This is a genomic window from Collimonas silvisoli, from assembly GCF_018305005.1.
Taxonomy (GTDB): Bacteria; Pseudomonadota; Gammaproteobacteria; order Burkholderiales; family Burkholderiaceae_D; genus Collimonas; species Collimonas silvisoli.
In genome coordinates, this window is sequence record NZ_JAGQEG010000040.1 from 1 (window position 1) to 25,315 (window position 25,315).

A 25,315-nucleotide genomic window follows, 5' to 3' on the forward strand; every position below is an offset into this window, starting at 1 on the left:
GCGCACGTTTTGGTTGGAACCCTTCGGGAACGGCTGCAGGCGTCGCCTGCCGCGCGTTCGCACTCACAAATCAATTGTTAACAGGCCCTAAGTTACTTATCCAATCAAGCCGCGCTTAGCCAGCATCGGCTCCACCTTCGGATCGCGGCCACGGAATGCGCGGAACGCCAAGGCTGGATCCTGCTTGTTGCCTGAGCTGTAGATGTAGCGCTGCAAGCGCTCGGCGATCTTTGGTTCGAACGGATCGCCGGCTTCGATGAAGGCGTCGTAGGCATCGGCGTCCAGCACCTCGGCCCACATGTACACGTAATAACCTGCCGCATAATCGGCGCCGCTGAACAAATGCTGGAAGTGCGACAGATAATGGCGCTGGCCGATGTCTTGCGGCACGCCCAGCAGTTCGCACTGCTGCGCTTCGAAGGCGGCGATATCGACCGCGCTGCCGTTCGGCAGCGAGTGCAAAGCCATATCGATCAGGGCCGGACCGGCATACATGATGGTGGCCCAGGCCTGGTCGAACTGGCGTGCCCGCTTCAGCTTTTCCAGCAAAGCCAACGGCATCGCCGCGCCGCTCTGGTAGTGACGGGCGTGGCGCTGCAACACGATTTCTTCTTCCGCCCAATTTTCAAAAATCTGCGAAGGCAGTTCAACGTAATCCTGCAGCACCTGGGTGCCGGCCAGGCGTTCGTATTTCACCTGCGACAGCAAGCCGTGCAAACCGTGGCCGAACTCATGGAACAAGGTGCGCACATCGTCGAAACTCAGCAAGGTCACATCGGCCTTGGCGAAATTATTGTTGTTGATGACCACCGGCAGCGTGCCGCCGTTGTGGCCGGACTGGCTGCGGAAGATATGCATCCAGGCGCCGCTGCGCTTGCTGGCGCGGGCGTAATTATCGCCGATGAACAGGCCGATCAAGGCGTTGTCGCGATTGCGCACTTCCCACAGGCGGGCGTCGGCGTGATGCAGGGCGACACCGTGCTGCTCGACGAAGCTGAGGCCGAACAGGCGCTGGGCGCAGTCGAACATGGCGTTGATCATGTTTTCCAGCGCAAAGTAGGGCTTCAGCTCGGCGTCGTCCAGATCGTAGCGCGCCTGCCTGACTTTCTTGGCCAGGTAGCGCCAGTCCCAGGCGGCGATCGGCGTCGGCTGGCCCAGGCTGCGCGCCATCTCGGTCAGTGCGGCACGGTCGGCGGCGGCTTTGGCCTTGGCCGGTTCCCACACCTTGCCGAGCAACGCCGAGACCGCTTCCGGCTTGCCGGCCATGCGGTCGATCAGCTGGTAATCGGCGTAAGTCGGATAACCGTGCAACTGCGCCTGTTCCTGGCGCAAAGCCATGATTTCTGCGGCCACCGGGCGATTGTCATGCACGCCGGCGTGAGCGCCGCGCGCTACCCTGCCCTGCCACACCGCTTGCCGCAGATCGCACCGGTCGGAAAATGTCAGGAACGGTTCGGCCAGCGATGGCGACAGCGTAATCACATGGCTGTTTTCCGGCAGACCGCGCTGCTGCGCCGCCGAGCGTGCCGCAGCACGCAGGAATTCGGGCAAGCCGGCCAGTGCCGCTTCGTCTTCCAGCAGCAGGGCAAAACTGGATTCGTCGGCCAGGACGTTTTGCGTGAATTCGGTGCTCAAGGCTGCCAGTCGTTCCATCAAGGCGCTGTAGCGGGCCCGCGATTGCGGCGGCAGATTGGCGCCGGCGCGCACGAAATCCAGATGCACACGCTCCAGCAAGCGCAGTTGCTCCGGATCCAGATCAAGCTCGGCGCGCCTTGCGTACAGCGCCGCGATCCGCGCAAACAGGCCGGCATGCAGATAAATCGCATTCTTGTGCGCCGCCAATCGCGGCGCCAGTTCGACCTCGACCGCTTGCAGGGCCGGTGAGGTTTCGCTCGCAGTCAGGTTCTCGAACAGCAGGCTGATGCGGCTGTTCAAGCGGCCCGAGGCGTCGAAGGCGGCTAACGTGTTGGCGAAATCGGGCGCCGCGGACTGGCCGGCAATCGCATCGATTTCAGCCAGATGAGCCGGCAGCGCCACTTCAAAAGCCGGGACAAAATGCTCGGCCTTGACCAGATCGAAAGGCGGCAATCCGTATGGGGTATTCCAGTCTTGCAGCAGCGGGTTGATGGCTTGAGTATCTGTCATGGCTAGCATCCGGACTAAAGAAGAGAACGCCATTGTATAGCCGTACGGAAAACTTTTTACGCGACGCTACTTCAGATAGCCAGGTCCATCCCCGCTACCTTACAAACCCAGATCGCTCAATCCCGGATGATCGTCCGGACGCCGCCCCAGCGGCCAGTGAAACTTGCGTTCCGCTTCCTTGATCGGCAGGTCGTTGATGCTGGCGTAACGCCGGTGCATCAGGCCGTTTTCATCGAATTCCCAATTCTCGTTGCCGTAAGAGCGGTACCAGTTGCCGGCGGCGTCGTGGCATTCGTAGGCGAAACGCACGGCGACGCGGTTGCCGTCGAAGGCCCACAACTCCTTGATCAACCTGTAATCCAGCTCGCGCTCCCACTTGCGGGTGAGGAACTGCACGATCTGCTCGCGCCCCTGCGGGAATTCGTGGCGGTTGCGCCAGATGCTGTCCACGGTATACGCCAGCGACACGCGTTGCGGATCGCGGCTGTTCCAGCCGTCTTCCGCCATCCTGACTTTCTGTATCGCCGTCTCGCGGGTGAAGGGTGGAAATGGCGGACGGGCTTCGCTGGTTTGACTCATGGTAGAGCTCCTTGGTTGGGCTATGAATGGATGTTGCAGGCTGCTTGCGCCAGGCAAGCCTGTACTTTACGGAATTCCACTGAAATAAAGAATGATCATAGAATGCAATTCATTTTTCCTCTGACTGGAATTCAATAATGGACCGGTTTCACCTGATGAGCGTGTTCGTGACGGTAGCCGAAGAACAGAGTTTTGCCGCTGCGGCGTGACCCGGCTGCTGTCTTACCAGATCGCGCCTTATCTGGATTCCGGCCAGTTGCAGATCGTGCTGGCGGATCATCAGCCTGCCTGCGTGCCTATCCATGTATTGCATCGCGAAGGACGGCTGGCGTCTGCCAAGGTAAGAAATTTTGTCGACCTGCTGGTGGCTAGTTTACGTGCCGACAAAGCGCTGCGTTGAGATAAGGGATAAAGTGGCGGCTTGATTTTTTATAGGCATTTCAACATGGCACAAGCACAATCCGCCAAGCTCAGTCCCGGCCTGGTGATCATGATGTCGATCGCCACCGGTGTCGCGGTGGCCAGCAATTATTACGCACAACCCCTGCTGCATACGATCGCCGCCCGTTTTGGCATTTCCAACGGCAGCGCCGGCCTGGTGGTTACCGTGGCCCAGCTCGGTTATGCGCTGGGCTTGATGCTGCTGGTGCCGCTGGCGGACATGGTCGAGCGCAAGAGACTGATCGTCGTGATGACATTGCTGTCGGCCTGCGGGCTGCTGATCACCGCCACCGCACAGAGCCTGGCGTTCGTCTTGATAGGCACCGCGCTGACCGGTTTGTTTTCGGTGGTGTCGCAAGTGCTGGTGCCGTTTGCCGCCACGCTGGCCGCGCCGCATGAGCGCGGCAAGGTGGTCGGCCATGTGATGACCGGCCTGCTGCTGGGCATTTTGCTGGCGCGTACCGTGGCCGGTTATTTGTCGGCGCTGGGCGGCTGGCAGACCGTGTACTGGTTTGGCGCCGCGCTGATGATCGTCACTGCGGCTGTGCTGGGGAGGACTTTGCCGCGCCATCAGCAGACGCAGCATCTCAGCTATCCGCGCTTGCTGGTCTCGATCCTGAGTTTGTTCGCGGCGGAACCGGTGCTGCGCATCCGCGCCCTGCTGGGAGCCATCATCTTCGCCGTGTTCAGCGTGCTGTGGACCTCGATTTCCTTCTTGCTGGCAGCCGCGCCATTCAATTATTCCGACGGCACCATCGGCTTGTTCGGCCTGGTCGGCGCCGCCGGCGCCATGGCCGCTTCGCACGCCGGACGGCTGGCCGATCGCGGCCATGCCGGCCGCTCGACCACCATCGGCCTGGCTCTGTTGCTGCTGTCGTGGCTGCCGCTGCTGTTTGCCAAAAGCTCGCTGCTTGGCCTGATCGCCGGCATCTTGCTGCTGGATCTGATGGTGCAGGCGATCCACGTCACCAATCTCAGCGTCATCAATCATCTGCACCCGGATTCCAGGAATCGCCTGACCGCCGGCTACATGACTTGCTATTTCATCGGCGGCGCTTGCGGCTCGGTGCTCTCGACATCCATGTACGGCTACGCCGGCTGGTTCGGGGTCTCGATGACAGGCGCCGAACTAAGCGCAGCCGGCCTGCTCGTCTGGTGGTTTGCCGGAGCCGGCAAAACGGACAGCAGAACCAATTAACGCTTGCCTGATTTTTCCGTTTGACGAAAGAGGCGCCCTTCTCTATATACTGGCCGCAGTGGCTGCCCTGGCCTCTTTATCGCAAGGCTGGCGCAGCTTGGCGCAACAGCGATTGACGCTAGGCCGGGTTGAAAACTGGGCTGCGCGCCTGAGCACGCCGCCGCTGGGATAGGCGGCGGCAGTTGCTTACGACGTTTCTTCGACCAGAATCTCCGACAACAGTTTTTTGATCTCAGGCACGCAAGAACCGCAGTTGCCGCCGGCCTTCAAGCAAGCGGTGACTTCAGCCACGCTGCTCAAACCCTGCTTGCGAACCGCATCGCAAATCGTATTGCGGCCAACCGAAAAACACGAACACACAGTAGGTCCGGTATCGGCGCCTTTCTCGATCGGCTGGCCGATCAACAGGCCGACACGGTCGGCGTCTTCCAGCTTTTCCTTGATGAACAGGCTGGCCAGCCAGGCGCGCGACGGCAGATCCGGGCGCGGCGACAGGAAGACACAGGCGTCGATGCAATCATCGACCACATGCACGGCACGATAGACGCCGGCGCTGGCGTCCTCGTATTCCAGCCAGTCGGCGTCGGCGGCGTCGACTCCCAGCAGCTTGGCGGCCCAGGCGCCGTGATCGGCAATCGGGCTGCGGCCGGCCAGCTCGTAACGGTTAAAGCGCCGTCCCTGGATCCGGGTCCAGTGGGTGACATCGTCCAGCAGCGGGCGGCTGCGGCTCAGCACGAAACCGTACCAGGCCACGCGGAATTCTTCGACCCGCACCGGGGTGTGCTTGAATTCCGGTTCGCCGGAAACCGGATCGACCACCGGATTGATCAGCGCTCCCACCCGTGCATCGGAAGCCGATTGGCCATTCCAATGAATCGGCACAAAAATACTGCCACGGGCAATCCCGCCGCCATGCTGCACCCGCGCCACCATTGCACCCCAACGGGTCGACACGCGCGCCAGCATGCCTTCGCGCACGCCGTACAAAAGAGCGTCTTGCGGATGCATGTCGACGAAAGATTCCGGCACATGGTCGGCCAGCTTGGGCGACTTGCCGGTGCGCGTCATGGTGTGCCACTGGTCGCGCACGCGGCCGGTGTTCAGGCTCATCGGATATTCATCGTCGGGGGCGTGCTGCGGCGCTCGCGGCGGCGTGGCGACGAAACGCGCCTTGCCGTCGGCATGGGAAAATCGGCCGTCGGCGAACAGGCGCGCAGTACCCCGTTTTTCACCCGAGGCGGTGGTGACGATAGGCCATTGCACCGGCTGCAAGGCATCGAAACCGGCTTGATCGAGACCGCTCAGGCCGGCCAGGTTGAACGCCCGGCGCTGGCCGAAGGCGTCGCCATTGCGGAAGGCGCTCAAGCGGGTGTGTTCGTCGAATATCTGGTGTACCGCGCTGAATGCAAAACCCTGATAACCCATGCGCTGCGCCACCTGGCATAGGATCTGCCAATCGGCGCGGGCCTCGCCCGGCGCCTTCAGAAAAGCACGCTGGCGCGAGATGCGGCGCTCGGAGCTGGTGACCGTGCCATCTTTTTCACCCCAGCCCATGGCCGGCAGCAAGACATGGGCAAAGGCGTTGGTGTCGGTTTTTTCGATGATGTCGGAGACCACCACCAGCTCGCATTTCGCTAACGCGCGCTGGACCTGGTCGGCGTCCGGCAAGCTGACGACAGGATTGGTGGCGATGATCCATACCGCCTTGACGCGGCCCGCTTCGATGGCCTGGAACAAGTCGACCGCCTTCAAGCCGGGCCGCGCGGCCATGCTTGGCGACTGCCAGAAATCCTGCACGGTTTGGCGATGCTGGGGATTATCGAGATCCATATGCGCCGCCAGCATGTTCGCCAGGCCGCCGACTTCGCGGCCGCCCATCGCATTCGGCTGGCCGGTGATCGAGAACGGCCCCATGCCGGCTTTGCCGATGCGGCCGGTCAGCAAGTGGCAGTTGATGATGCTGTTGACCTTGTCGGTGCCGGAGGACGACTGATTGACGCCTTGCGAGAAAGCAGTGACGACTTTTTCATTGGCCGCAAACCATTCGTAAAAGGTCAGCAAGTCCTGCGGATCAAGTTTGCATATTTTTGCCACCGCTGCTGGATCGGCGCAGTCGACCTCCGCTGCTTCCAGCGCTGCGTCCAGACCATTGGTATGCGCGGCGACAAAACCGGCGTCGGCGATATCGTGGCGCGCCAGGAAACTAAGCAAGCCATTGAACAGCCAGACATCACTGCCAGCTTTCAGCGGCAGGTGCAGATCGGCCAGTTCGCAAGTCGCGGTGCGGCGCGGATCGATCACCACCAGCTTCATCTGCGGCCGCGTCTCCTTGATTTTGGCGATGCGCTGGAACAGGATCGGATGACACCAGGCGGTGTTCGAGCCGACCAGCACCACCAGATCGGCCAGCTCCAGGTCTTCGTAGCACACCGGCACCAGGTCGGCGCCGAAAGCGCGCTTGTGGCCGGCCACGGCAGACGACATGCACAGGCGCGAGTTGGTGTCGATGTTGGCGCTGCCGATGTAGCCCTTCATCAGCTTGTTGGCGATGTAATAGTCTTCCGTCAGCAACTGGCCGGAGACATACAGCGCGACCGCATCCGGGCCGTGCTGGTCGATGATCTTGCGGAAACCATGGGCGACTTTATCCAACGCCGCATCCCAGGAAACGCGCTGCAAGGACTGTGGATCATCTTGCTGAACTCGCATCTGCGGATACAACAGCCGCCCGTCCAGATCGACCGTCTCACCCAGCGCAGAACCCTTGACGCACAAGCGGCCGAAATTCGAAGCATGGGTTTCGTCGCCGGCGATGTCAACCTGGCCGTCGCTGCGCAAGGTGGCGCGCACGCCGCAACCGACGCCGCAATACGGACAGGTAGTCTGCGTGCCGCCCGGCTTTTCAGCAAGCTTGCCGGCCAGCTGGCCGGCCGCAACCAGGGGAAAAGTGGGGACGGAATTCATGCGCGCTCCCGCTCAGGCGGCCTGGGCGCACAGCGCCTGGCCGAACAGCAACTGGCTGCGCAAGGCCGAAATATCGGTGCGGCTCTGGATCATCTCGAAATACCAGGGGCCGTCCTTGACGTCGCCATACAGCACCGCGCCGACAATATGCGGGCCGTTGATCACCAGCCGTTTATAGATGCCGCGGCGCGGATCGCGCAACACCAGGTCTTCGCTGCCTTCGCTGCCGATGAAATCGCCGGCGGAATACAGGTCGACGCCGGTGACCTTGAGCTTGGTGGCGGTGGCTTGCTGCACATAGCGCCGATGGCCGGCGCCGGCCAGATGGGCGCCGCAGACCCGCGCCTGATCCCAGATCGGCGCCACCAGGCCGAAGGTCGCCATGCGATGCTGCACACATTCGCCGACCGCATAGATGCGCGGATCGTAAGTCTGCAAAGTGTCGTCGACCACGATCGCGCGTTCGCAATGCAGGCCGGCTTGCTGCGCCAGTTCGATATTGGGACGGACGCCGGCGGTCATCACCACCAGATCGGCCGGGATTTCACTGCCGTCCTTGAAGCGCACGGCAGTCACTTGTTCTGTCCCGACGATTTCAGCTGTTTGGGCGTTCAATAAGAAACGCAGGCCTTTTTGTTCCAGCGCCTTCTTCAACAGAATTGCCGCCGACTTGTCGAGCTGCCTTTCCATCAGGCTGTCCATGACATGCACCACGGTCACATCCATGCCTTGCCGCATCAGGCCGTTGGCGGCCTCCAGGCCAAGCAGGCCGCCGCCGATGACTACCGCATGACGATGGTTGCGCGCCGCCGTCAACATGGTTTCGACATCCTGGATATCGCGGAAGGCGATCACGCCGGGCAGTTGATGGCCTGGCACCGGAATGATGAAAGGCTTGGAGCCGGTCGCCAGCAGCAGACGGTCGTAGCGCAGTTCAACCCCGGCGCGCGAACGGACGATGCGCCGATGGCGGTCTATGCTCAGCACCGGATCGCCGGCATGCAGCGTGATGCCGTGCTGCCGATACCATTCAGGCGTATTCAGCATGATGTCGTCCATGCTCTTGTCGCCCGCCAGCAGCGGCGACAGCAGGATGCGGTTGTAATTGCCGTGCGGCTCGGCGCCGAACACGGTGATGTCATACAGGTCCGGCGCCAGCTTGAGCAGCTCTTCCACCGTGCGCATGCCGGCCATGCCATTGCCGATCACCACCAGCGATGGCTTGTTGGCTTTCGATGGCGCGCCGGCTGTCGCTGCCGTTTTCTTGCTAATGCTCATACGCCTATCCAGACCTTGCCATCGCTGATGCGGGCCGGATAAGCGCTCACGGAATGCTCCGGCGCTTCCAGGCATTCGCCGGTTTGCAAATCGAAATGATGTTTGTAGATGGGCGAAGCAACTACGATGCGTTCCCCCAGGCTGCCGATCAGGCCGCGCGACAATACCGCGGCCTCGGCGTTCGGATCGTAGTTGCCGATGGCGAACACGCGATGCTCGCCGTCGATCACATGGAATACGGCGATCTGCTCGCCGTTGACCAGCGCGCAGACGCCGGTATTCGGCACGATATTTTCCAGCGGGCAAACGGCGATCCAGTTGCTGCTTTGGCGATCGTTGTGCATGGTGTTTCCCTTAAGCGGTTTCGACAGCAATCGGAATAATTATGCGCTTGCGTTCTTCAATCGTGGCCGGCCGGATCTGTCCGCGCTCTTCCATGAACACCACGTTGTTGTCGGCCTGGTCGCTGTTGACGAAATGCTGGAAGCGCTTGCGCGTTTCGGCATCGGTCACGGCGTGCTTCCATTCGCATTCATAGGTGTCGACCACGTGCTGCATGTCGGCTTCCAGTTCGGCTGCGATGTTCAGTTTATCGTCCACCACTACCTGCTTCAGGTAGTCGAGGCCGCCTTCCAGGTTGTCGCGCCAGACGCTGGTGCGCTGCAGGCGATCGGCGGTGCGGATGTAGAACATCAGGAAGCGGTCGATGGTCTTGATCAAGGTCGCTTTGTCCAGATCGGCCACCAGCAGTTCCGCGTGGCGCGGTTTCATGCCGCCGTTACCGCAGACATACAGGTTCCAGCCTTTTTCGGTAGCGATGATGCCGACATCCTTGCCCTGCGCCTCGGCGCATTCGCGGGTACAGCCGGAAACACCGAACTTGATCTTGTGCGGCGCCCGTAATCCCTTGTAGCGGTTTTCCAGTTCGATTGCCAGGCCGACGCTATCGTCGACGCCATAACGGCACCAGGTCGAGCCGGCGCAGGATTTGACGGTGCGCAGGGATTTGCCGTAGGCATGGCCGGATTCAAACCCGGCAGCGATCAACTCTTCCCAGATCAGCGGCAATTGCTCGACCCGAGCGCCGAACAAATCGACCCGCTGGCCGCCGGTGATCTTGGTGTACAAACCGTATTTCTTGGCCACCTGGCCGACCGCGATCAAACCGTCCGGCGTGACTTCGCCGCCGGCCATGCGCGGCACCACCGAGTAGGTGCCGTCCTTCTGGATATTGCCAAGGAAATAGTCGTTGGAATCCTGCAGGCTGGCGTGTTCTTTTTTCAGCACGAAATCGTTCCAGCAGGAAGCCAGGATGCTGGCCGCCACCGGCTTGCAGATATCGCAGCCGAGGCCCTTGCCATGCTGTTCCAGCAAGGCGCCGAAGGTCTTGATCTGGCCCACCTTCACCAGGTGGAACAACTCCTGGCGCGAATAGGGAAAATGCTCGCAGACATGGTTGTTGACCGCCATGCCCTGCTTCTTCATCTCCGCCTTCATGATCTGCGTCACCAACGCCACGCAACCGCCGCAGGAAGTGCCGGCCTTGGTGCAACTCTTCAAGGCGCCGATGTCGGTGGCGCCGGCGCTGACTGCCGCGCACAGATCGCCCTTCGAGACATTATTGCAAGAGCAGATTTGCGCCGTCTCCGGCAAGGCGTCGACTCCTAGCCCCACCTTGGCTTGACCGTCGGCTTGCGGCAGGATCAGAAATTCCGGCGAGGCCGGCAGCTCGATGCGGTTGAGCATCATCTGCAGCAGCGTGCCATATTCGCTGGCGTCGCCCACCATCACGCCGCCCAGCAGGTATTTGCCGCATTCCGATACGACGATTTTCTTGTAGATCTGTCTGCGTTCGTCGGTGTACTGATAGGAGCGGCTGCCGGCTTCCTTGCCGTGCGGATCGCCGATGCTGGCGACGTCAACGCCCATCAGCTTGAGCTTGGTGCTCATGTCGGCGCCGGTGAATTCCGGGGTGGCCGCGCTGGCATCGGCGGCAACGTCGGATTCAGCCAGCATATGCTTGGCGGCGATGCGCGCCATGTCGTAACCGGGTGCGACCAGGCCGAATATCTTGCCGTTCCACAAAGCGCATTCGCCGATCGCATAGATGTCCGGATTGGAGCTGCGGCAGCTGTTGTCGATCACGATGCCGCCGCGCTCGCCGACCTTGAGGCCGCTGTCGCGCGCCAGCTCGTCACGTGGCCGGATGCCGGCCGAGAACACGATCATGTCGGTATCGAGATGGCTGCCGTCGTCGAAATTCATGCGATGCGTGCCGGTTTTTCCGTCGACGATTTCCAAGGTGTTCTTTTGGGTATGCGCAGTAACGCCCAGTTCTTCGATTTTCTGGCGCAGGATGCGGCCGCCGCTTTCATCCACCTGCACCGCCATCAGGCGCGGCGCAAATTCGACCACATGGGTTTCCAGCTGCATGTCGCGCAATGCCTTGGCGCACTCTAGCCCAAGCAGGCCGCCGCCTATCACCACGCCGCTGCGCGAGCGCTTGCCGCACTCCAGCATCGCTTCCAGATCTTCGATGGTGCGATAGACGAAACAATCCTTGCGCTGGTTGCCGGCCAGGGTCGGCACAAAGGGATAGGAACCGGTAGCGATCACCAGTTTGTCGTAAGACAGTGTTTCAACCGCGCCGCTGACATTAACGGTGACGGTCTTGGCAGCGCTGTCGATCAGTTGCGCCTTGGCGTTCAGCTTCAGTTCGATATGGCGGTTGCCTTCGAAAAAGCCAGGCGCCACCAGCGACAGATCCCGCGCCGATTTGCCGGCAAAGAATTCCGACAGATGGACGCGGTCGTAAGCCGGGCGCGGTTCTTCGCACAGCACCGTGACTGCGATCCCTGGTGTGCCGGCCTCCGCCAGGCATTCCAGGAATTTGTGGCCGACCATGCCGTGACCGATGACGATGATTTTCATGGTGCTTTCCTTAAGCGTTTCTAGTGGCCAATGCAGCGTTGTGCAACTCTTGCTCTTGCGCCTTGTGCTCCGGACTGAAACGCACCGCGATGGCGCACAATGCCGAGACCGCCACTAGCCCGCCGAGTACGGTCAGCGTCTGCTGGGTGTCGCCCAGGCCTTTCATCAGGAAGCCGGCAGCCACCGCGCCGACATTGCCGCCGGCGCCGATGATGCCGGCCACGCCGCCGAGCGCCTTGCGATCGATGAACGGCACCAGCGCATAAGTCGCGCCGCAAGCCATGTGGGTGAACAGGCCGAAGGTCAGCATTGCCACCACCGCCAGCGCCACGCTGCCGGCGTGGGCGAACCACAGCAAACCGAGACCCTCGCCCAGCATCAGCACAAACAGCAAGGCCGCACGGCTGTCCAGGTTGCCGCGGGTTGCCGCCTTATCGGACAGCCAGCCGCCCAACGCACGCGCAAACAGGGCCAGCAAACCGAAACTGGCGGCCGCCATGCCTGCGCCTTTCAGCGACAAACCGAAGTGGTCGACGTAATAGATGGCGGCGATGTTATGAATGAAAATCTCGACGCCGAAACAAGCGCCGTAGGTGATGAACAGCAGCCACACCCGGTAGTTGGCGCTGGCGGCGCGGAAACTGGCCCAGCCGCCCTTTTTACCGCCTTCGATGGCAACGCCGCGAGCGCGCAAATCTGCGTAATTGCCTTGCGGGCAATCCTGCGTGTAACGCCAGTACACTGCCGCCATGATCAGCATCAACACGCCCGGCACCAGCAACGCCAAGCGCCAGCCCATGGTCTCGCTGACGCCCATCATCAGCATGGCCGCCACCAGCAGCGGCATCAAGGCTTGCGCCGCGCCGCCGCCGGCATTGCCCCAGCCGGCCGAGGCGGCGTTGGCGGTGCCGACCACGTTGGAGGCGAACATGACCGAGGTGTGATATTGCGTGATGACAAAACTGGCGCCGACCGCACCGATGCACAGGCGGAAGAACAGGAAACTCTCATAACTCTGCACCAGGGCCACGCCGAACACCGGCAGCGCGCCGATCAGCAGCAAGCCGGTATAAGTCTTGCGCGGGCCGTAACGATCGCACAGCGGACCGACCAGCAGGCGCACCAGTATCGTCACCGCCACCGCGGCGATATTGATATTGGCGATCTGCGCCATGCTCAGCCCGAGCTGGCCCTTGATCAGCGGCATCAGCGGCGCGCAGGCGAACCAGGCGAAGAAACAGACGAAGAACGCCATCCAGGTCAGATGAAAGGCGCGCATCTGCGGTGTACGCAGGCTGAAGAGTTGGATACTGGTCGCTTTGTTTGCCATTTTTTGTCTCTAAAAACAAAAAGGCGTCCTCTCGGCCCAACCACAGAGTGGTCAAGCCAAGAGGACGCCGTTGTCCAACAGATCCATCGTTGGACCTGCGTAAGAAAAGGTCGGATCGCCGTTGATCCTGTGACCTGATCTAAAGCAAACACTGTGCCAAATGTGTAAGCCGTTGATTTAAAACGATTTATTTATTTTAAAAGTAAGAAAAACAATTATCCGCCGCGCTGTTGCAGCGCACTTGACAGGATTTTTGCGTGAAAATGGTGCACTGCATTCTATTTCGGTGCGGTAGTCAGCCGCAGCTCGGCTAGATTGCCTGCCACCCCTCGATTCCGGTAAATATCCCGGCAGCAATCAATAGTCCGCCGACCATGCGGGCGGTGATCAGGCTGCCGCGCGGATTGTCTTCGAACCAGCCGCGGGTACGGCTGGAAAGGATGGCAATCACACCGTACACGCCGGCCTGGGTAGACGCGGTGATCAGCCACAGCACCAGCGCCTGGCTCCAGATCGGGCCGGCGTCGATTTTCAGGAATTGCGGAAATATCGCCAGCATGAAGACGTAGGCTTTCGGGTTGAGCAAACTGGTCAGCATGCCTTGGTAAAAGGTGGTTGCATTCGCCTTGGCTACAGCCTGGCCTGGCGTCGACGTGGTGAAGTGGAAACCATGCTCGCTGCGCAACAGCGACCAGCCGATCCAGGTGATATAAGCAGCGCCGGCCAGCAGCACCAGATTGAACAAGCCGGGCCACAGCTTGAGCACCACAGCCAGGCCCAGCGCGCCCATGGTGACGTGGCAGACGCCGCCGGCGACGATGCCGGCCACCGCCGCCAGGCCCGAGCGCCGGCCACCGACCAGCGCACTAGCCAGCACGAAGGCCATATCCAGCCCGGGCAAGACGATGACGCCGAACACGATCAGAAAGTAAAGCCAGAGATTGATGGATTGATGCATGTTGTGTCTCCTAATGATCTGCAACAAAATTCGGCCATGGTTGGCTTGCATCTTTTGTTGCTGGAATCGAAGATAAGATAGATTTAGGACATAATCCGCCCTATATATAAATTATCCTGCGGAGCATGTACCACCCAACCACACGCGTGCTGGCAGTGCTGGAACTGCTGCAAACCCACGGCCGGATGAGCGGGGCCGAGATGGCCGCGCGCCTGGAAGTCGACGGCCGCACGCTGCGCCGCTATATCGTGACCTTGGAAGAAATGGGGATTCCGATCACCACCGATCGCGGACGCCATGGCGGTTATGCATTGATGGCCGGCTTCAAGCTGCCGCCGATGATGTTTACCGACGACGAGGCGCTGGCCTTGTCGATCGGCTTGCTGGCAGCGCGCAGCCTGGGCTTGGCCGAGGCGGCGCCGGCGGTGGCGAGCGCCCAGGCCAAGCTGGAGCGGATCATGCCGGCCAATCTGAAACGCCGCGTCAGCGCCGTCGACGAGACGGTCAAACTGGATCTGTCGCAAGCCATCTCGCCGGCGGACAACGCCGCCCTGGTAACGCTGAGCGCGGCGGCGCAAAACAGGCAGCGGGTACATCTGCATTACCGCAACGCCAGCGGCGACGATAGCGAGCGCGATTTCGACGCCTATGGCCTGGTCTACCGCGGCGGCCGCTGGTATGTGGCCGGCATGTGTCATCTGCGCAAGGCATTGCGTTCATTCCGGCTCGATCGTATCCGCCAGGTGCAGCTGCTGGAGCAAAGCTTTACCCGGCCGGCCGATTTCGACGCTTTGGCGCATCTGGCGTTTTCGGTAGCCACCATGCCGCGGGCGTTCGCCATCGAAGTGCTGCTCAAGACCGATCTCAAGTCAGCCCGCGATCACCTGTTCGACGCCATCGGTATCTTCGAGCAAACGGCGGACGGAGTTCTGGTCCATAACCAGTCCGACGACCTCGACTGGTTTGCCCGGCAGCTGGCGCGGCTGCCCTTCGCATTTGAGATCCGTCATCCGCCTGAATTGCGCAACGCGGTCCGGGTCTGCGCCGAAAGACTGTTAGCGCTATCAGAGAATTAATGCGACGCCTGCCAAGATTGACAGTATGTCGGCGCGCCAGTGCGCGGTAGACTGCGTGCGATGCCAATTCGCAGCTTCGTGGTTCTCTGTAGAGCAACAAGCCGAAGAAAAACGTCGCCTCGGGCCGGAAAACCTGGCTGAGGCAAGGGCTTGGAGGCATCTCCGTGATATCCTGAGCGTTCTAAAACACACTGCTTTTGTTGTCAATGAATACACCTGCTGTTGCATCCAGTCCCAACCCCGTTCAAACCGCACGCGTTCTGCTCAAGGAGCTCCAGGAAAAATACGCGGTATTTCGCGATTACCTGCCGCTCGCCATCGGCGTCGACAAGCAACTTATCGCGCTGTCCCCTGAACTCAATCGCAAGACCTTGCGCATAGCGCTGGGCATGCATACCAACTCGCTGCGTTATCTCAAAGGGATGGAGAAAGCGACGCACAGATTCGATCTCGACGGCAACAGCACGGATGAAGTGACGGAAGTCCACCGCAGCCATGCTACCGAAACGCTGCGCGAACGTTTCAAGAAAAACGCCGAACAGCGCAAGGCCCAGCGCGCCGCCGAAGCAGCACAGGAGGCCGCCGAAAAAGCGGCGCGCCTGCACGCAGAAAAGCTGAACCAGCTGACGGCAAAGTTTTCGCGCAATCGTGGCTAACAATCGTGGCTAAATAAACAGGCGGCGCCCGTAATACCGTTCAGTTAGGGGCAATTCCCCCATATGGCAGCCCCGTCATTCCCGCGAACGCGGGAATCCAGGTTGCTGAGTATGGTGGTGAAAATGGATTCCCGCGTTCGCGGGAATGACGCAACGGAGGGGAATTCGTGCCGCCTAACTGAACGGCATTAAGGCGGCGGCCGGCTTATTTACGCGTCAGCAGCCAGACCCAGTTAGGGCTGGCGTTGGCTATCGTAATTTCCTCGGTCAGAGAACAAGATTTTGGCTGGGCTACTCTGCCCAGCATCGAACTGTAAGCAATCCTGTTGTCTTTATTGGCCTGCCTTTGCGCAGCGCGCCGGGTGTATTCGTCGCCAAACGCGACAATCGCGCCCAGCATTTTCTGCAACTCGCTGTCGTCCTTCAGATGATGCGCCAGCTGGCGCCAGATGTCGGCTTGATTCCAGCGCATGAAACGCACATAGGAAGTCTGCCAGCGGCCGAATTCCGGCGGCAAGGCCGACCATTTGGCGCGGCTCTCCACGATCCACAAAATGGCCTGCAGGAATAAACGGTTGTTGCGGCCGGTGGCGCCTGGATCAGCGTCTCCCCCAGGCAACAATGGTTTCAGTCTTTGCCAATACTCTTCTCGAAGATCCATAGCGCGCTTTGATGATGGTGATCAAATTGTTAGAACTATTTTTGATCATTTCGAGTAAAAAATACATAAGGGATGACTGAATCCTGATGCAGCGAATGCCTGCGTTTTTGTCTTTTCTGGCGAGATCGGCAAATCGATGAAGGAGATGACGAATGGCGCTCGGCTACTTGATCAGTTTCAGTATTTCGCGGAATTTCGGATGGTCGCTATCGCGCATCCATTCGAACATCAGCATTTCGCTAGTGACGATTTCGGCGCCGGCTGCGCGGGCGCGATCGATGGCGGCAATCTTGTCGCCGGCCTTGCGCGAGCCGATTGCATCGCTGACCAGTTTTACCCGCCGTTGCCGATGCAGCAAACCCAGCACCGTCTGCAACACGCAAACGTGGGCTTCGCAGCCAAGCACGACCAGTTCATCTCTGCCGTTGGTCAATGCCGACATGAATTCAGCCTTGGCACAGGCATCGAAGCTGGATTTCTCTATGGTCCGATGCAGCAGCGCATGGAGCGGCGCCACAATCGGCCCCAGCCGCAGCGGCTGCTGAGCCGTGCCGATGACAGGGATGTCCAGCAGTTTCGCGGCCTGCGCCAGTATCACGGCACGTTGCAGGAGTTGCGCGCCGTCGCTGATCACCGGCATCAGTTTTTCCTGCAAATCGACGATGATCAGCGTTGTACGGGATGCGTCGCATAGATAGCTCATGGCTGGTCCGGCAAAATGGAGATACCTTGTTTTATACCACGCGCTGCATGTGCTGCATGTGCTACCTATCGCGCCGGGTTTTCGCCCGGCTTAAACCCGTTCCAGCACCACCGCAATCCCCTGGCCGACGCCGATGCACATCGTGCACAGCGCATAACGGCCCTGAATCCGCTGCAGCTGATTCACCGCCGTGGTAGCCAGGCGAGCGCCGGATGCGCCCAGCGGATGGCCGAGCGCAATCGCGCCGCCGTTCGGATTGACGCGCGGGTCGTCGTCCTGCAGGCCGAGCTGGCGCAGCACCGCCAATCCCTGTGCGGCAAACGCCTCATTCAGTTCAATCACATCGAACTGCTCCAGGCGCAGGCCGGTCATGGCCAGCACTTTCAGCGTCGCCGGCGCCGGGCCTATGCCCATGATGCGCGGCGCCACGCCGGCGGTCGCCATGGCGACTATTCTTGCCTTGGGCGTGAGGCCATATTTTGCGGCGCTGGCTTCGCTGGCCAGCAGCAGTGCGCAAGCGCCATCGTTCACACCGGATGCGTTGCCTGCCGTCACGCTGCCGTCCGGCCTGACTACCGGTTTCAGCTTGGCCAGCGCTTCCAGGCTGGTGGCGCGCGGGTGCTCATCTTTGCTGACGATGATCGCTTCGCCTTTTTTCTGGGCTATCGTGACCGGCGTGATTTCACTGTCGAAATAGCCGGCGTTTTGCGCCGCCACCGTTTTCATCTGGCTGGCCAGCGCCATGCGGTCCTGGTCGGCGCGGCCGACGCCGAATTCGGCCGCCACATTTTCAGCGGTTTCCGGCATCGAATCGACGCCGTATTGCTGCTTCATCAAAGCGTTGATGAAGCGCCAGCCGATGGTGGTGTCTTCGATTTTGGCGGCGCGCGAAAACGCGCTCTCGGCCTTGGCCATCACGAACGGCGCCCGGCTCATGCTCTCGACGCCGCCGGCGATCATCAAGCCGGCCTCGCCGCTTTTGATGGCGCGCGCCGCCGTGCCCAGCGCATCCAGGCCGGAGCCGCACAGACGGTTCAGCGTCGCGCCCGGCACTTCCAGCGGCAGGCCGGCCAGCAGCGCCGACATGCGCGCCACGTTGCGATTGTCTTCGCCGGCCTGGTTGGCGCAGCCGTAGATGACATCGGCCACGGCTTGCCAGTCGACCTGCGGATTGCGCGCGATCAGGGCGCGGATGGGGATCGCGCCGAGATCGTCGGCACGGACGCTGGACAGCGCGCCGCCATAACGGCCGAAGGGGGTGCGTTGGGCGTCACAAATAAAAGCGTGGTGCATGGAAGAGTGAGACATGAAATCTCCTAAATCAATTAATCTGCGTAGAACCGCGTATCAGCAAGCCATGATGAGGGGCACCGAGGTCAGCTTCTGCAGCTCCTCGAACGATAGGCCGTCGACGATGGCGCTCACTTTGGCGCCGTCCGCAGTCAAGTCGATCACTGCCAGATCGGTATAGATCCGGCTGACGCAGCCGATGCCGGTGAGCGGATAGGTGCAAGCGGAGACCAGTTTGCTTTCCCCACTTTTGGTGAGGTGTTCCATCATCACATAGGTTTTTTTAGCGCCGATGGCAAGGTCCATGGCGCCGCCGACGGCGGGAATCGCATCCGGCGCGCCGGTGTGCCAGTTGGCCAGGTCGCCGCTAACCGAGACCTGGAACGCGCCCAGCACGCAAACATCCAGATGGCCGCCGCGCATCATGCCGAAACTGTCGGCATGATGAAAATAACAGCCGCCCGCCAGCAGCGTTACTGCTTGCTTGCCGGCGTTGATCAGATCGTAGTCTTCCTCGCCTTTGGCGGGCGCCGGGCCCATGCCGATCACGCCGTTTTCGCTATGCAGGATAACCTCGCGATCGCTCGGCAACTGGTTCGCCACCAGCGTCGGCAAGCCTATCCCGAGGTTGACCACGGCGCCGTCAGGGATGTCTTGCGCCACGCGCGCCGCCATTTGCTCTCTGCTCCATTTATTCATGTGTGTTCTCTCTTAGACGCATTTTTATGCTGCTTTGAAGCCCGCTGGGCCGGTTGCACTGCGTGGCACTTGCACCACTCTATGGACGAACAAGCCCGGCGTAATCACGCTCTCGGGATCAAGGCTGCCCAGTTCCACGATTTCATGCACCGAGGCAATCGTGAGCTTGGCCGCGCTGGCCATGATGGGACCGAAATTACGGGCGGTCTTGCGGTAGGTCAGGTTGCCCCAGCGGTCGCCGCGCTCGGCTTTGATCAAAGCGACATCTGCATGAATCGGATGTTCCAGCACATACATCTTGCCGTTGATTTCGCGGGTTTCCTTGCCTTTGGCGAGTTCCGTGCCATAGCCGGTAGGCGTAAAAAAGGCGCCGATGCCGGCGCCGGCCGCGCGTATCCGTTCCGCCAGATTGCCTTGCGGGACCAGTTCCAGCTCCAGTTCGCCGGCGCGGTACAAACCGTCGAAGATTTGCGAATCGGCCTGGCGCGGGAAGGAGCAGATGATCTTGCGCACCCGTTTTGTCTTGAGCAATGCGGCCAGTCCGGTTTCACCGTTGCCGGCATTGTTGTTGACGATGACCAGGTCGCGTGCGCCTTGCTCGATCAGGGCGTCGATCAATTCTGCCGGCTGGCCGGCGCCGCCGAAACCGCCGATCATGATGGTGGCGCCGTCATGGATATTCGCGAGGGCTTGTTCGACCGTAGGAATAATTTTGTTAATCATAGTTTTTACGAACATTTAAGTTGAAAAATAAAATAAAGTTCTTATAATGAACAAATATTCGTACAAAGAACTTATTTGAAAAGAATAGTCAGCTGGCAGAACACTGTCAAGCGCTGATTTCTTGCGTCTGGGCGTAAAGCCAAGTCAGCGCCTTGCACGCAGACCATGCCTCTTGGGCGCAATATCCGTAGCGGCCTCGTCGCATGGCAGCTGTGCGGCAACTGTATGGCAACTTAATGAAGGCTAACGCCATGTCGAATTCATCTCCCTTCCCCAGTCCGGCTGTGATGGCAAGCAGCGAGGATGCAAGCGCCCATGATCCGAAGCCGGGCGACAGCTATGTGCAATCGTTCGCGCGCGGGCTGGCCGTGCTGCGCAGCTTCGGCGCCTATGCGCCGGCGCAGACGCTGACCGAAGTCGCGGCCAGCGCCGGACTGACCCGCGCCGGTGCGCGCCGCATCCTGCTGACCTTGCTGCATCTGGGCTATGTCGAGATGGATGGGCGCTTGTTCCGTTTGACGCCTAAAGTGCTGGAGCTGGGCTTTGCTTATCTGTCGTCGCTGCCGATCTGGACCCAGGCCCAGCCGGTGATGGAAGATCTGGTGCAAAGCTTGCGGCAGTCTTGTTCCGCCGCAGTGCTGGACGGCGATGAGATTGTGTATGTGCTGCGGGTGCCGGCGCACAAAATCATGTCGATCAATCTTGGCGTAGGCAGCCGCTTGCCGGCCTACTCTACTTCGCTGGGACGGGTGCTGCTGGCCGGCTTGCCGGATGAAACCGTCAAGCAGCGTTTGGCCAAGGCCTCATTGCCGGCCCATACGGCGCAGACCGTGGTTGACCGGCAGCGTCTGTACGAAATCATCCAGCAGGTGAGAATCCAGGGCTGGTGCCTGGTTGGCGAAGAACTGGAACCGGGGCTGGTGTCGCTGGCGGCGCCGATCTTCGACCGCAACGGCCGGGTGGTTGCCGCCATCAACATCAGCGGCCAGGTAAATAATCCGACCCCGGCGCACATGCTGGAACATTGCCTGCCGATGCTGCTGGCCGCTGCGGCCAAAATCAATCTGCTGGTGCGGGCGCAAAAATAAGGCTGCCGGCTGTCCGCTAGTGACGGGCAGCCCTGGTTTGCTTGGGCAGCTCGCCGAAGCGCTGCCGGTAATACGCCGAGAAGCGGCCCAGATGGGCGAAACCGAATTCAAAGGCAGTGTCAGTGATAGTCGCCCCTGCTTGCGCCTGCAGGCGCTGGCGCGCCGCGTCCAGGCGGGTGTTGCGCAGCAGGTCCATGGGAGCGACGCCATGATGCTGGTGGCACAGGGCATTCAGCCCGCGCACACTGACGCCGGCGGCGCACGCCAGCTCGGCCAGCGTCAGCGGCGCGCACAAATGTTCCTGCATGTATTGTTCGAGCGCTTGCAGACGATTGAATTTCCCGGATCCGCATGCTGCCGATCCGGATTTTTCTTCCGCGCGCTCATGCATTGCTGGCATTCCCGACACTGCCGATATAGTAGCTGCCGGCCGCTGCGACCAGAGGAACCGGGCAGCGCCGCGCTCGAAATGATCGATCCACAAGCCATGATTGCCGCCGGTCCCGGATAGCTCCAGAACACCGAGCAGCGATTGCATCAGGAGCTCCCAGTGCGCCGCCAGCTGCGGCTGCAGCAGCAACAGGGACGGCATGGCGATCGTACTGCTGTCGCGGCAGGCGCCGATTTCCCCAAACAGGGCGAGTGGCACCTTCAATATCAGTTGTTCCGAGCCGGCCTGCCACCACAGCCGCACATTCCGTTTCGGTGCAATGATCGCCGTGCGTCCCTGGGGAATGCGTATTTTTTGTCCGTCGGCCTCTATTTCCGCAATCCCGCTCAGCGTCATGTGGACCAGCACGAAGCCCTCGAACAGTTGCGGCCTGACCACCACCTCGGCGCCGTACTTCAGCATGAACACCTGCAGCTGGCGGATAGTGGCCTTGAACAGGACGGTGTCGACCGCGTCGCCCTTCCAGTGCAGGTCATGGGCAGACAGTTCCTGCGCGACCTGGGCATGGCAATCGACCTTCTCGCTGGACTGGAATACGCGGCGCCGATATAAGGGCGCCAGGCTCGCTGACTGGCTATGCATCGCTACCTCGCGTCAATATGCCTACATTGGCATGCTTATGCATAGTAGGCCTTGCCATGGAAAACGTACAATATCGTTTCTGCATCGAAGTATGCGCGGGAGGTATGGTGGAACTTCGTCATCTTAAGTATTTCAACGCCGTCGCCAGCGAACTGAATTTCAGCCGCGCCGCCGAATTGTTGCATATTGCGCAGCCGCCGCTGAGCAGGCAGATCCGCCAGCTGGAAGATATTCTCGGGGTCGAGCTGATCAACCGCGATTCGCGTCCGATCGCGCTGACCAAGGCCGGCAAGTTCTTTTACGAGCAGACGGTACAGGTGCTGTCGCGCATAGGCGAAATCCAGAACGCCACCCGGCGCATCGCCAGCGGTCAGCAAGACTGGTTCAGCATCGGTTTCGTGCCGTCCACCTTGTATGGCGTGCTGCCGGAACTGATCAAGCGCTTTCGCCAGGACAACGCGGGCATCGAGGTCGGCTTCTCGGAGCTGATCACGATGGAGCAGGTCGAAGCGTTGAAATCGGGACGTATCGATGTCGGCTTCGGCCGCCTGCATATCGACGATCCCGACATCGTTTGCCAGACAGTTATCGAAGAACCGCTGGTCGCGGTTTTTCCGGTCGGCCATCCCTTGCTGAAAAAACCCAAAGTCACGCTGGTCCAGCTGGCCACGGAAGACTTCATCCTGTATCCGGCCAAGCCGCGTCCCAGCTATGCCGACCAGGTATTGACTATCTTTGCCGACAAAGGCCTGAAGCCGGTTATTGTCAAGGAAGCCAATGAAATGCAAACCGCCATCGGACTGGTGGCGGCCGGCGTCGGCGTGGCGCTGGTGCCGCAATCGGTGCAGGGCTTGCATCGTACCGACGTGGTCTATCGGCCGCTTTCGAACAAGGGCGTATTTTCACCGGTGATCATGAACTTCCGTGCCAATGACCATTCGCCGGCCTTGCAGCATTTCCGTGCGCTGGTGGCCAGCGTGGTGCCGCCGGCAGCTTGAATCCGGCGCTCAGGCCAGGAATTGCAGCAGCAATCGATTGAAATCCGCACGCGCTTCGATATTCGACAGGTGCGAAGCATCCAGCTCCGCATAGCGTGCGCCGGCGATAGCGTCTTGCATGAAGCGGGCATCGGCCGTGGTCGTTACGGGATCGTGCAAACCGGCAATCAGCAAGGACGGCGTCTTGATCGCGGCAATCTCGCTACGCAGATCGGCGTCGGCCAGCGCCAGGCAGCAACCGGCGTAGCCTGCCGGATTGCAGGCGCGCAAAGCAGCCACATGCTGCAGTACCTGCTCCGGCGCGCGGGCGATGAAAGCGGGTGTAAACCAGCGGCCGGCAGCGCCGTCAGCCACCGCATCCATGCCGCTGTCCAGCACCAGCTGTGCCCGGGTGCGCCAGCCGTCGGCCGTGCCTATGCAGGCAGCGCTATCGGCGACCACCATTCTTTGCAGACGCTGGCCGGCATGGAGCGCCAGCCACAAGCCAGTCAAGCCGCCCATCGATATGCCGCAGAAATGAAATTTTTCTATCTGCAATGCATCGAGCAGATGCAGCACATCCTGCCCCAGCATTTGCAACGTGTAGGGTGCGGCAGACACCAGCGAACGGCCATGGCCGCGGGTGTCGTAACGCAGTACGCGGTAGTGCTGCTGCAGGACCTGCGCCTGGCCGTCCCACATCGCCAGCGTGGTGCCCAGCGAATTCGACAGCACCACGACCGGCGCATTGACCGGGCCATCCAGCGTGTAAGCGATATTTCCAAGTTCAAGTTTCGATAATGGCATGGGCGCCTCCTTTCCTAACGCTTGTGCGCCGGCGACGTTGCATGACTTGCCAGCACAGATTCTGGTGGGAACGCATCTCCCAAATCGAAGGTTTACGGGCTCTAAGTCAAATCACCGGCAGGCTGCAGATTGCCGCCTTGTTCCGACTTCCTGGCATGTTGCTCGATATTCCCCTTCAACATCAGCGCAAGGCTGGCAATCAATGCAGGAACGGCCAGTATCAGCATGATGCTGGTCAGACTGAGATTCAGGCTTAACAGCCCGGCCCCGATAAAAGTCCCGGCAATCGCCCCGAGGCGGCCAATGCCATGCATCCAGGAAACGCCCGTTGCACGACCTTCGACAGGATAAAAAGACGCGGTGAGCGCAGGCATGGAAGCTTGTGCGCCACCAATCATGGCGCCAGACAGGAAAATACCGATGCCAAACAATAGAGCCACGCCGGAAAACAGCCCCGTCAGGACCAGCAAAAACACGGCCAGCGCATAGCTCAGCACCAGCGTGCGATTGGAATTGACCTTATCCATCAGATAACCCATCGCAATCGCGCCAACCGTGCCGCCAACCGGGAAAATAGCACTCGCCCGGCTTGCCTCTGCCTGCGCAAGCCCGGAAACGTGCAGCAAAGTTGTCAGCCAACTGGTCATCAGATAAAAAACCAGCAAACTCATAAAGCAGGTGACCCACAACAGCAGCGTGCCGACCCGGAATTGCGGGGAAACAATCAGCGCAAGACCCGTGGATGCGGACGCTGCTTGAACAGTTGCAGCGGCTTCTTTCACCACGGTTGCCGAAGCGACAAATTGTGCGCGGCCGGAAATGACGATGTCCGGCTGAATTTTCCTGACAACATGCGTAATTTTTTCATGCGCCTTTTCATGAGTCGCCATGAACTGAAGCGATTCAGGCAAGGCAAAAAATAAAATCCCCAGCAGCAGCAGCGGGAAAAGACCTCCTGCCCACAATACACTGCGCCAGCCTTCGCTGTCGACCAGATACGACGATGTCACGCCGCTAATGGCAATACCTAATGGAAAAGCGCAGCACACTAAATTCACCATGGTCGAACGGATGCGCCTAGGCATGTATTCCGCCAGAAGCGTAAGCATGTTCGGCATCGCCGCCCCCAATCCCAATCCGGTCAGAAAACGCCAGGCGACCAGTTCCGCCACACCGTTACTGGTGGCAGAAGCCAGGCAAGCGCCGCCAAAAAGCAAGACCGTGAGCCACACCAGCAGTTTGCGTCCCAGTCTGTCAGCCAGCGGCCCGCCGATCAACGCGCCAATCGCCATGCCGAACAAGGCAGCGCTCAACACAGGCCCCATCGATTGCCGCGCGACCTGCCATTCATTTGCCACCGAAGGAGCAATAAAACCCATCGCTCCGGTATCGAAACCATCCGCAGCGATGATTAAAAATGCCATGATGAATACCGTCCACTGAAAAGCAGACAAGGGAGCATCATCAATCAGTTTTTCCACATCGATGACAGGGTCCTGCCCATGTTGCCGCGTGTTCTGTCGCATTGCATCTTCCATCGTCATCTCCTGAAATATTTTTATTTTTTATAAAAAAGGCAACGATAAGCTGAGCAATCGTTCAGGACCGCTATCGACGCAGCGCCGTGGAGTCTCTATGCGGAATTTCGGCTTCTTGAGATAAGACGACAAATCAAACGATCTGTTTATCGTATTAAACACGGCCGCATTGACGATCATTTTTCAACAGCTTGAAAAATTGCCATTGTCGTCCAGAATCATTTCAAATGACTCTGGAAT

At 60.3% G+C, this 25,315-nt stretch carries 22 protein-coding genes; 6 read left to right on the forward strand and 16 right to left on the reverse strand.

All coding sequences use genetic code 11. The annotated features are described in order from the left end of the window. Positions 1–96 precede the first annotated feature (96 nt). Both KHU33_RS12580 and KHU33_RS12585 read right to left on the reverse strand, forming a co-directional pair. Positions 97–2,145, reverse strand: a complete 2,049-nt coding sequence (locus KHU33_RS12580; protein ID WP_230414229.1) for a M3 family metallopeptidase — start codon at positions 2,143–2,145, stop codon at positions 97–99. A 99-nt stretch (positions 2,146–2,244) separates the two neighbouring features. Further along, a complete protein-coding gene (locus KHU33_RS12585) occupies positions 2,245–2,724 on the reverse strand; it encodes a nuclear transport factor 2 family protein (protein ID WP_211463327.1) in 480 nt (159 codons plus the stop codon). Positions 2,725–2,929: 205 nt separating this feature from the next. On the opposite strand from KHU33_RS12585, the gene KHU33_RS12590 reads away from it, so the two are divergent. Together KHU33_RS12590 and KHU33_RS12595 are read left to right on the forward strand one after the other, a co-directional pair. After that, the gene (locus KHU33_RS12590) at positions 2,930–3,124 is read left to right on the forward strand and encodes a LysR substrate-binding domain-containing protein (protein ID WP_329956047.1); all 195 of its coding nucleotides are present in this window, start codon (positions 2,930–2,932) and stop codon (positions 3,122–3,124) included. Between the two features lie 45 nt (positions 3,125–3,169). Beyond that, a complete protein-coding gene (locus tag KHU33_RS12595) occupies positions 3,170–4,363 on the forward strand; it encodes an MFS transporter (RefSeq protein WP_211463329.1) in 1,194 nt (397 codons plus the stop codon). A 186-nt stretch (positions 4,364–4,549) separates the two neighbouring features. Here the strand turns inward: KHU33_RS12595 and KHU33_RS12600 are convergent, their stop codons facing one another. The 6 genes from KHU33_RS12600 to KHU33_RS12625 all read right to left on the reverse strand — a co-directional run bounded on the left by KHU33_RS12600 (position 4,550) and on the right by KHU33_RS12625 (position 13,824). Beyond that, positions 4,550–7,327 (reverse strand): nitrate reductase, encoded by a 2,778-nt coding sequence (locus tag KHU33_RS12600; protein ID WP_211463331.1) that lies wholly within the window; start codon positions 7,325–7,327, stop codon positions 4,550–4,552. A 12-nt stretch (positions 7,328–7,339) separates the two neighbouring features. Next, positions 7,340–8,605, reverse strand: coding sequence for an NAD(P)/FAD-dependent oxidoreductase (locus KHU33_RS12605; RefSeq protein WP_230414230.1), 1,266 nt, complete (start codon positions 8,603–8,605; stop codon positions 7,340–7,342). Beyond that, positions 8,602–8,949 carry a nitrite reductase small subunit NirD gene (gene nirD / locus KHU33_RS12610; RefSeq protein ID WP_211463336.1) on the reverse strand — a complete coding sequence of 116 codons (348 nt, stop codon included), beginning with the start codon at positions 8,947–8,949 and terminating at the stop codon, positions 8,602–8,604. Before nirD ends, KHU33_RS12605 begins: the two co-directional genes overlap by 4 nt. A gap of 10 nt (positions 8,950–8,959) precedes the next feature. Then, positions 8,960–11,536 (reverse strand): nitrite reductase large subunit NirB, encoded by a 2,577-nt coding sequence (gene nirB / locus KHU33_RS12615; RefSeq protein ID WP_211463338.1) that lies wholly within the window; start codon positions 11,534–11,536, stop codon positions 8,960–8,962. Between the two features lie 10 nt (positions 11,537–11,546). Beyond that, on the reverse strand, positions 11,547–12,866 hold the full coding sequence (locus KHU33_RS12620) for an MFS transporter (RefSeq protein WP_211463340.1): 1,320 nt from the start codon (positions 12,864–12,866) through the stop codon (positions 11,547–11,549). Positions 12,867–13,176: 310 nt separating this feature from the next. Then, a complete protein-coding gene (locus KHU33_RS12625; RefSeq protein WP_211463342.1) occupies positions 13,177–13,824 on the reverse strand; it encodes a LysE family translocator in 648 nt (215 codons plus the stop codon). A gap of 125 nt (positions 13,825–13,949) precedes the next feature. Here KHU33_RS12625 and KHU33_RS12630 point away from each other — a divergent pair, with 125 nt between their 5' ends. Then, entirely contained in the window at positions 13,950–14,900 is a 951-nt protein-coding gene (locus tag KHU33_RS12630; protein ID WP_211463344.1) for a helix-turn-helix transcriptional regulator, read from the forward strand. A gap of 206 nt (positions 14,901–15,106) precedes the next feature. Then, positions 15,107–15,556 (forward strand): ProQ/FINO family protein, encoded by a 450-nt coding sequence (locus KHU33_RS12635; protein WP_211463346.1) that lies wholly within the window; start codon positions 15,107–15,109, stop codon positions 15,554–15,556. A gap of 205 nt (positions 15,557–15,761) precedes the next feature. On the opposite strand, the gene KHU33_RS12640 is transcribed toward KHU33_RS12635, so the two are convergent. The 5 genes from KHU33_RS12640 to KHU33_RS12660 form a co-directional block, all read right to left on the reverse strand. Next, complete coding sequence (locus KHU33_RS12640) at positions 15,762–16,217, reverse strand: transposase (protein ID WP_211463348.1); 456 nt, start codon at positions 16,215–16,217, stop codon at positions 15,762–15,764. A 163-nt stretch (positions 16,218–16,380) separates the two neighbouring features. Continuing rightward, positions 16,381–16,920, reverse strand: a complete 540-nt coding sequence (locus KHU33_RS12645) for an isochorismatase family protein (RefSeq protein WP_211463349.1) — start codon at positions 16,918–16,920, stop codon at positions 16,381–16,383. 90 nt (positions 16,921–17,010) lie between these two features. After that, on the reverse strand, positions 17,011–18,213 hold the full coding sequence (pcaF, locus tag KHU33_RS12650; RefSeq protein ID WP_211463413.1) for a 3-oxoadipyl-CoA thiolase: 1,203 nt from the start codon (positions 18,211–18,213) through the stop codon (positions 17,011–17,013). Positions 18,214–18,267: 54 nt separating this feature from the next. Beyond that, on the reverse strand, positions 18,268–18,909 hold the full coding sequence (locus KHU33_RS12655; protein ID WP_211463351.1) for a 3-oxoacid CoA-transferase subunit B: 642 nt from the start codon (positions 18,907–18,909) through the stop codon (positions 18,268–18,270). Between the two features lie 24 nt (positions 18,910–18,933). Further along, positions 18,934–19,632 carry a 3-oxoacid CoA-transferase subunit A gene (locus KHU33_RS12660; protein ID WP_211463353.1) on the reverse strand — a complete coding sequence of 233 codons (699 nt, stop codon included), beginning with the start codon at positions 19,630–19,632 and terminating at the stop codon, positions 18,934–18,936. Between the two features lie 251 nt (positions 19,633–19,883). On the opposite strand from KHU33_RS12660, the gene KHU33_RS12665 reads away from it, so the two are divergent. Next, positions 19,884–20,720, forward strand: coding sequence for an IclR family transcriptional regulator domain-containing protein (locus KHU33_RS12665; protein ID WP_230414231.1), 837 nt, complete (start codon positions 19,884–19,886; stop codon positions 20,718–20,720). Positions 20,721–20,736: 16 nt separating this feature from the next. Here KHU33_RS12665 and KHU33_RS12670 read toward each other — a convergent pair whose 3' ends face one another. Beyond that, positions 20,737–21,753: an AraC family transcriptional regulator gene (locus KHU33_RS12670; protein ID WP_211463355.1), complete on the reverse strand. Its 1,017-nt coding sequence runs from the start codon at positions 21,751–21,753 to the stop codon at positions 20,737–20,739. A 107-nt stretch (positions 21,754–21,860) separates the two neighbouring features. On the opposite strand from KHU33_RS12670, the gene KHU33_RS12675 reads away from it, so the two are divergent. Continuing rightward, the gene (locus tag KHU33_RS12675) at positions 21,861–22,751 is read left to right on the forward strand and encodes a LysR family transcriptional regulator (RefSeq protein WP_211463417.1); all 891 of its coding nucleotides are present in this window, start codon (positions 21,861–21,863) and stop codon (positions 22,749–22,751) included. Positions 22,752–22,760: 9 nt separating this feature from the next. Here the strand turns inward: KHU33_RS12675 and pcaD are convergent, their stop codons facing one another. Next, a complete protein-coding gene (pcaD, locus tag KHU33_RS12680) occupies positions 22,761–23,537 on the reverse strand; it encodes a 3-oxoadipate enol-lactonase (protein WP_211463357.1) in 777 nt (258 codons plus the stop codon). Positions 23,538–23,638: 101 nt separating this feature from the next. Next, on the reverse strand, positions 23,639–25,081 hold the full coding sequence (locus KHU33_RS12685; protein ID WP_329956048.1) for an MFS transporter: 1,443 nt from the start codon (positions 25,079–25,081) through the stop codon (positions 23,639–23,641). Positions 25,082–25,315 lie beyond the last annotated feature (234 nt).

What these genes read in the sequence shown, in the direction of transcription:
- KHU33_RS12605 (WP_230414230.1), bottom strand. Translation starts at nt 8,605, where the DNA reads ATGAGCATTAGCAAGAAAACGGCAGCGACAGCCGGCGCGCCATCGAAA.
- KHU33_RS12630 (WP_211463344.1), top strand. Translation starts at nt 13,950, where the DNA reads ATGTACCACCCAACCACACGCGTGCTGGCAGTGCTGGAACTGCTGCAA.
- KHU33_RS12640 (WP_211463348.1), bottom strand. Translation starts at nt 16,217, where the DNA reads ATGGATCTTCGAGAAGAGTATTGGCAAAGACTGAAACCATTGTTGCCT.
- KHU33_RS12665 (WP_230414231.1), top strand. Translation starts at nt 19,884, where the DNA reads ATGTCGAATTCATCTCCCTTCCCCAGTCCGGCTGTGATGGCAAGCAGC.
- KHU33_RS12645 (WP_211463349.1), bottom strand. Translation starts at nt 16,920, where the DNA reads ATGAGCTATCTATGCGACGCATCCCGTACAACGCTGATCATCGTCGAT.
- KHU33_RS12685 (WP_329956048.1), bottom strand. Translation starts at nt 25,081, where the DNA reads ATGACGATGGAAGATGCAATGCGACAGAACACGCGGCAACATGGGCAG.
- KHU33_RS12655 (WP_211463351.1), bottom strand. Translation starts at nt 18,909, where the DNA reads ATGAATAAATGGAGCAGAGAGCAAATGGCGGCGCGCGTGGCGCAAGAC.
- pcaD (WP_211463357.1), bottom strand. Translation starts at nt 23,537, where the DNA reads ATGCCATTATCGAAACTTGAACTTGGAAATATCGCTTACACGCTGGAT.
- KHU33_RS12595 (WP_211463329.1), top strand. Translation starts at nt 3,170, where the DNA reads ATGGCACAAGCACAATCCGCCAAGCTCAGTCCCGGCCTGGTGATCATG.
- KHU33_RS12580 (WP_230414229.1), bottom strand. Translation starts at nt 2,145, where the DNA reads ATGACAGATACTCAAGCCATCAACCCGCTGCTGCAAGACTGGAATACC.
- nirB (WP_211463338.1), bottom strand. Translation starts at nt 11,536, where the DNA reads ATGAAAATCATCGTCATCGGTCACGGCATGGTCGGCCACAAATTCCTG.
- KHU33_RS12620 (WP_211463340.1), bottom strand. Translation starts at nt 12,866, where the DNA reads ATGGCAAACAAAGCGACCAGTATCCAACTCTTCAGCCTGCGTACACCG.
- KHU33_RS12635 (WP_211463346.1), top strand. Translation starts at nt 15,107, where the DNA reads ATGAATACACCTGCTGTTGCATCCAGTCCCAACCCCGTTCAAACCGCA.
- KHU33_RS12600 (WP_211463331.1), bottom strand. Translation starts at nt 7,327, where the DNA reads ATGAATTCCGTCCCCACTTTTCCCCTGGTTGCGGCCGGCCAGCTGGCC.
- nirD (WP_211463336.1), bottom strand. Translation starts at nt 8,949, where the DNA reads ATGCACAACGATCGCCAAAGCAGCAACTGGATCGCCGTTTGCCCGCTG.
- KHU33_RS12670 (WP_211463355.1), bottom strand. Translation starts at nt 21,753, where the DNA reads ATGCATAGCCAGTCAGCGAGCCTGGCGCCCTTATATCGGCGCCGCGTA.
- pcaF (WP_211463413.1), bottom strand. Translation starts at nt 18,213, where the DNA reads ATGCACCACGCTTTTATTTGTGACGCCCAACGCACCCCCTTCGGCCGT.
- KHU33_RS12660 (WP_211463353.1), bottom strand. Translation starts at nt 19,632, where the DNA reads ATGATTAACAAAATTATTCCTACGGTCGAACAAGCCCTCGCGAATATC.
- KHU33_RS12585 (WP_211463327.1), bottom strand. Translation starts at nt 2,724, where the DNA reads ATGAGTCAAACCAGCGAAGCCCGTCCGCCATTTCCACCCTTCACCCGC.
- KHU33_RS12625 (WP_211463342.1), bottom strand. Translation starts at nt 13,824, where the DNA reads ATGCATCAATCCATCAATCTCTGGCTTTACTTTCTGATCGTGTTCGGC.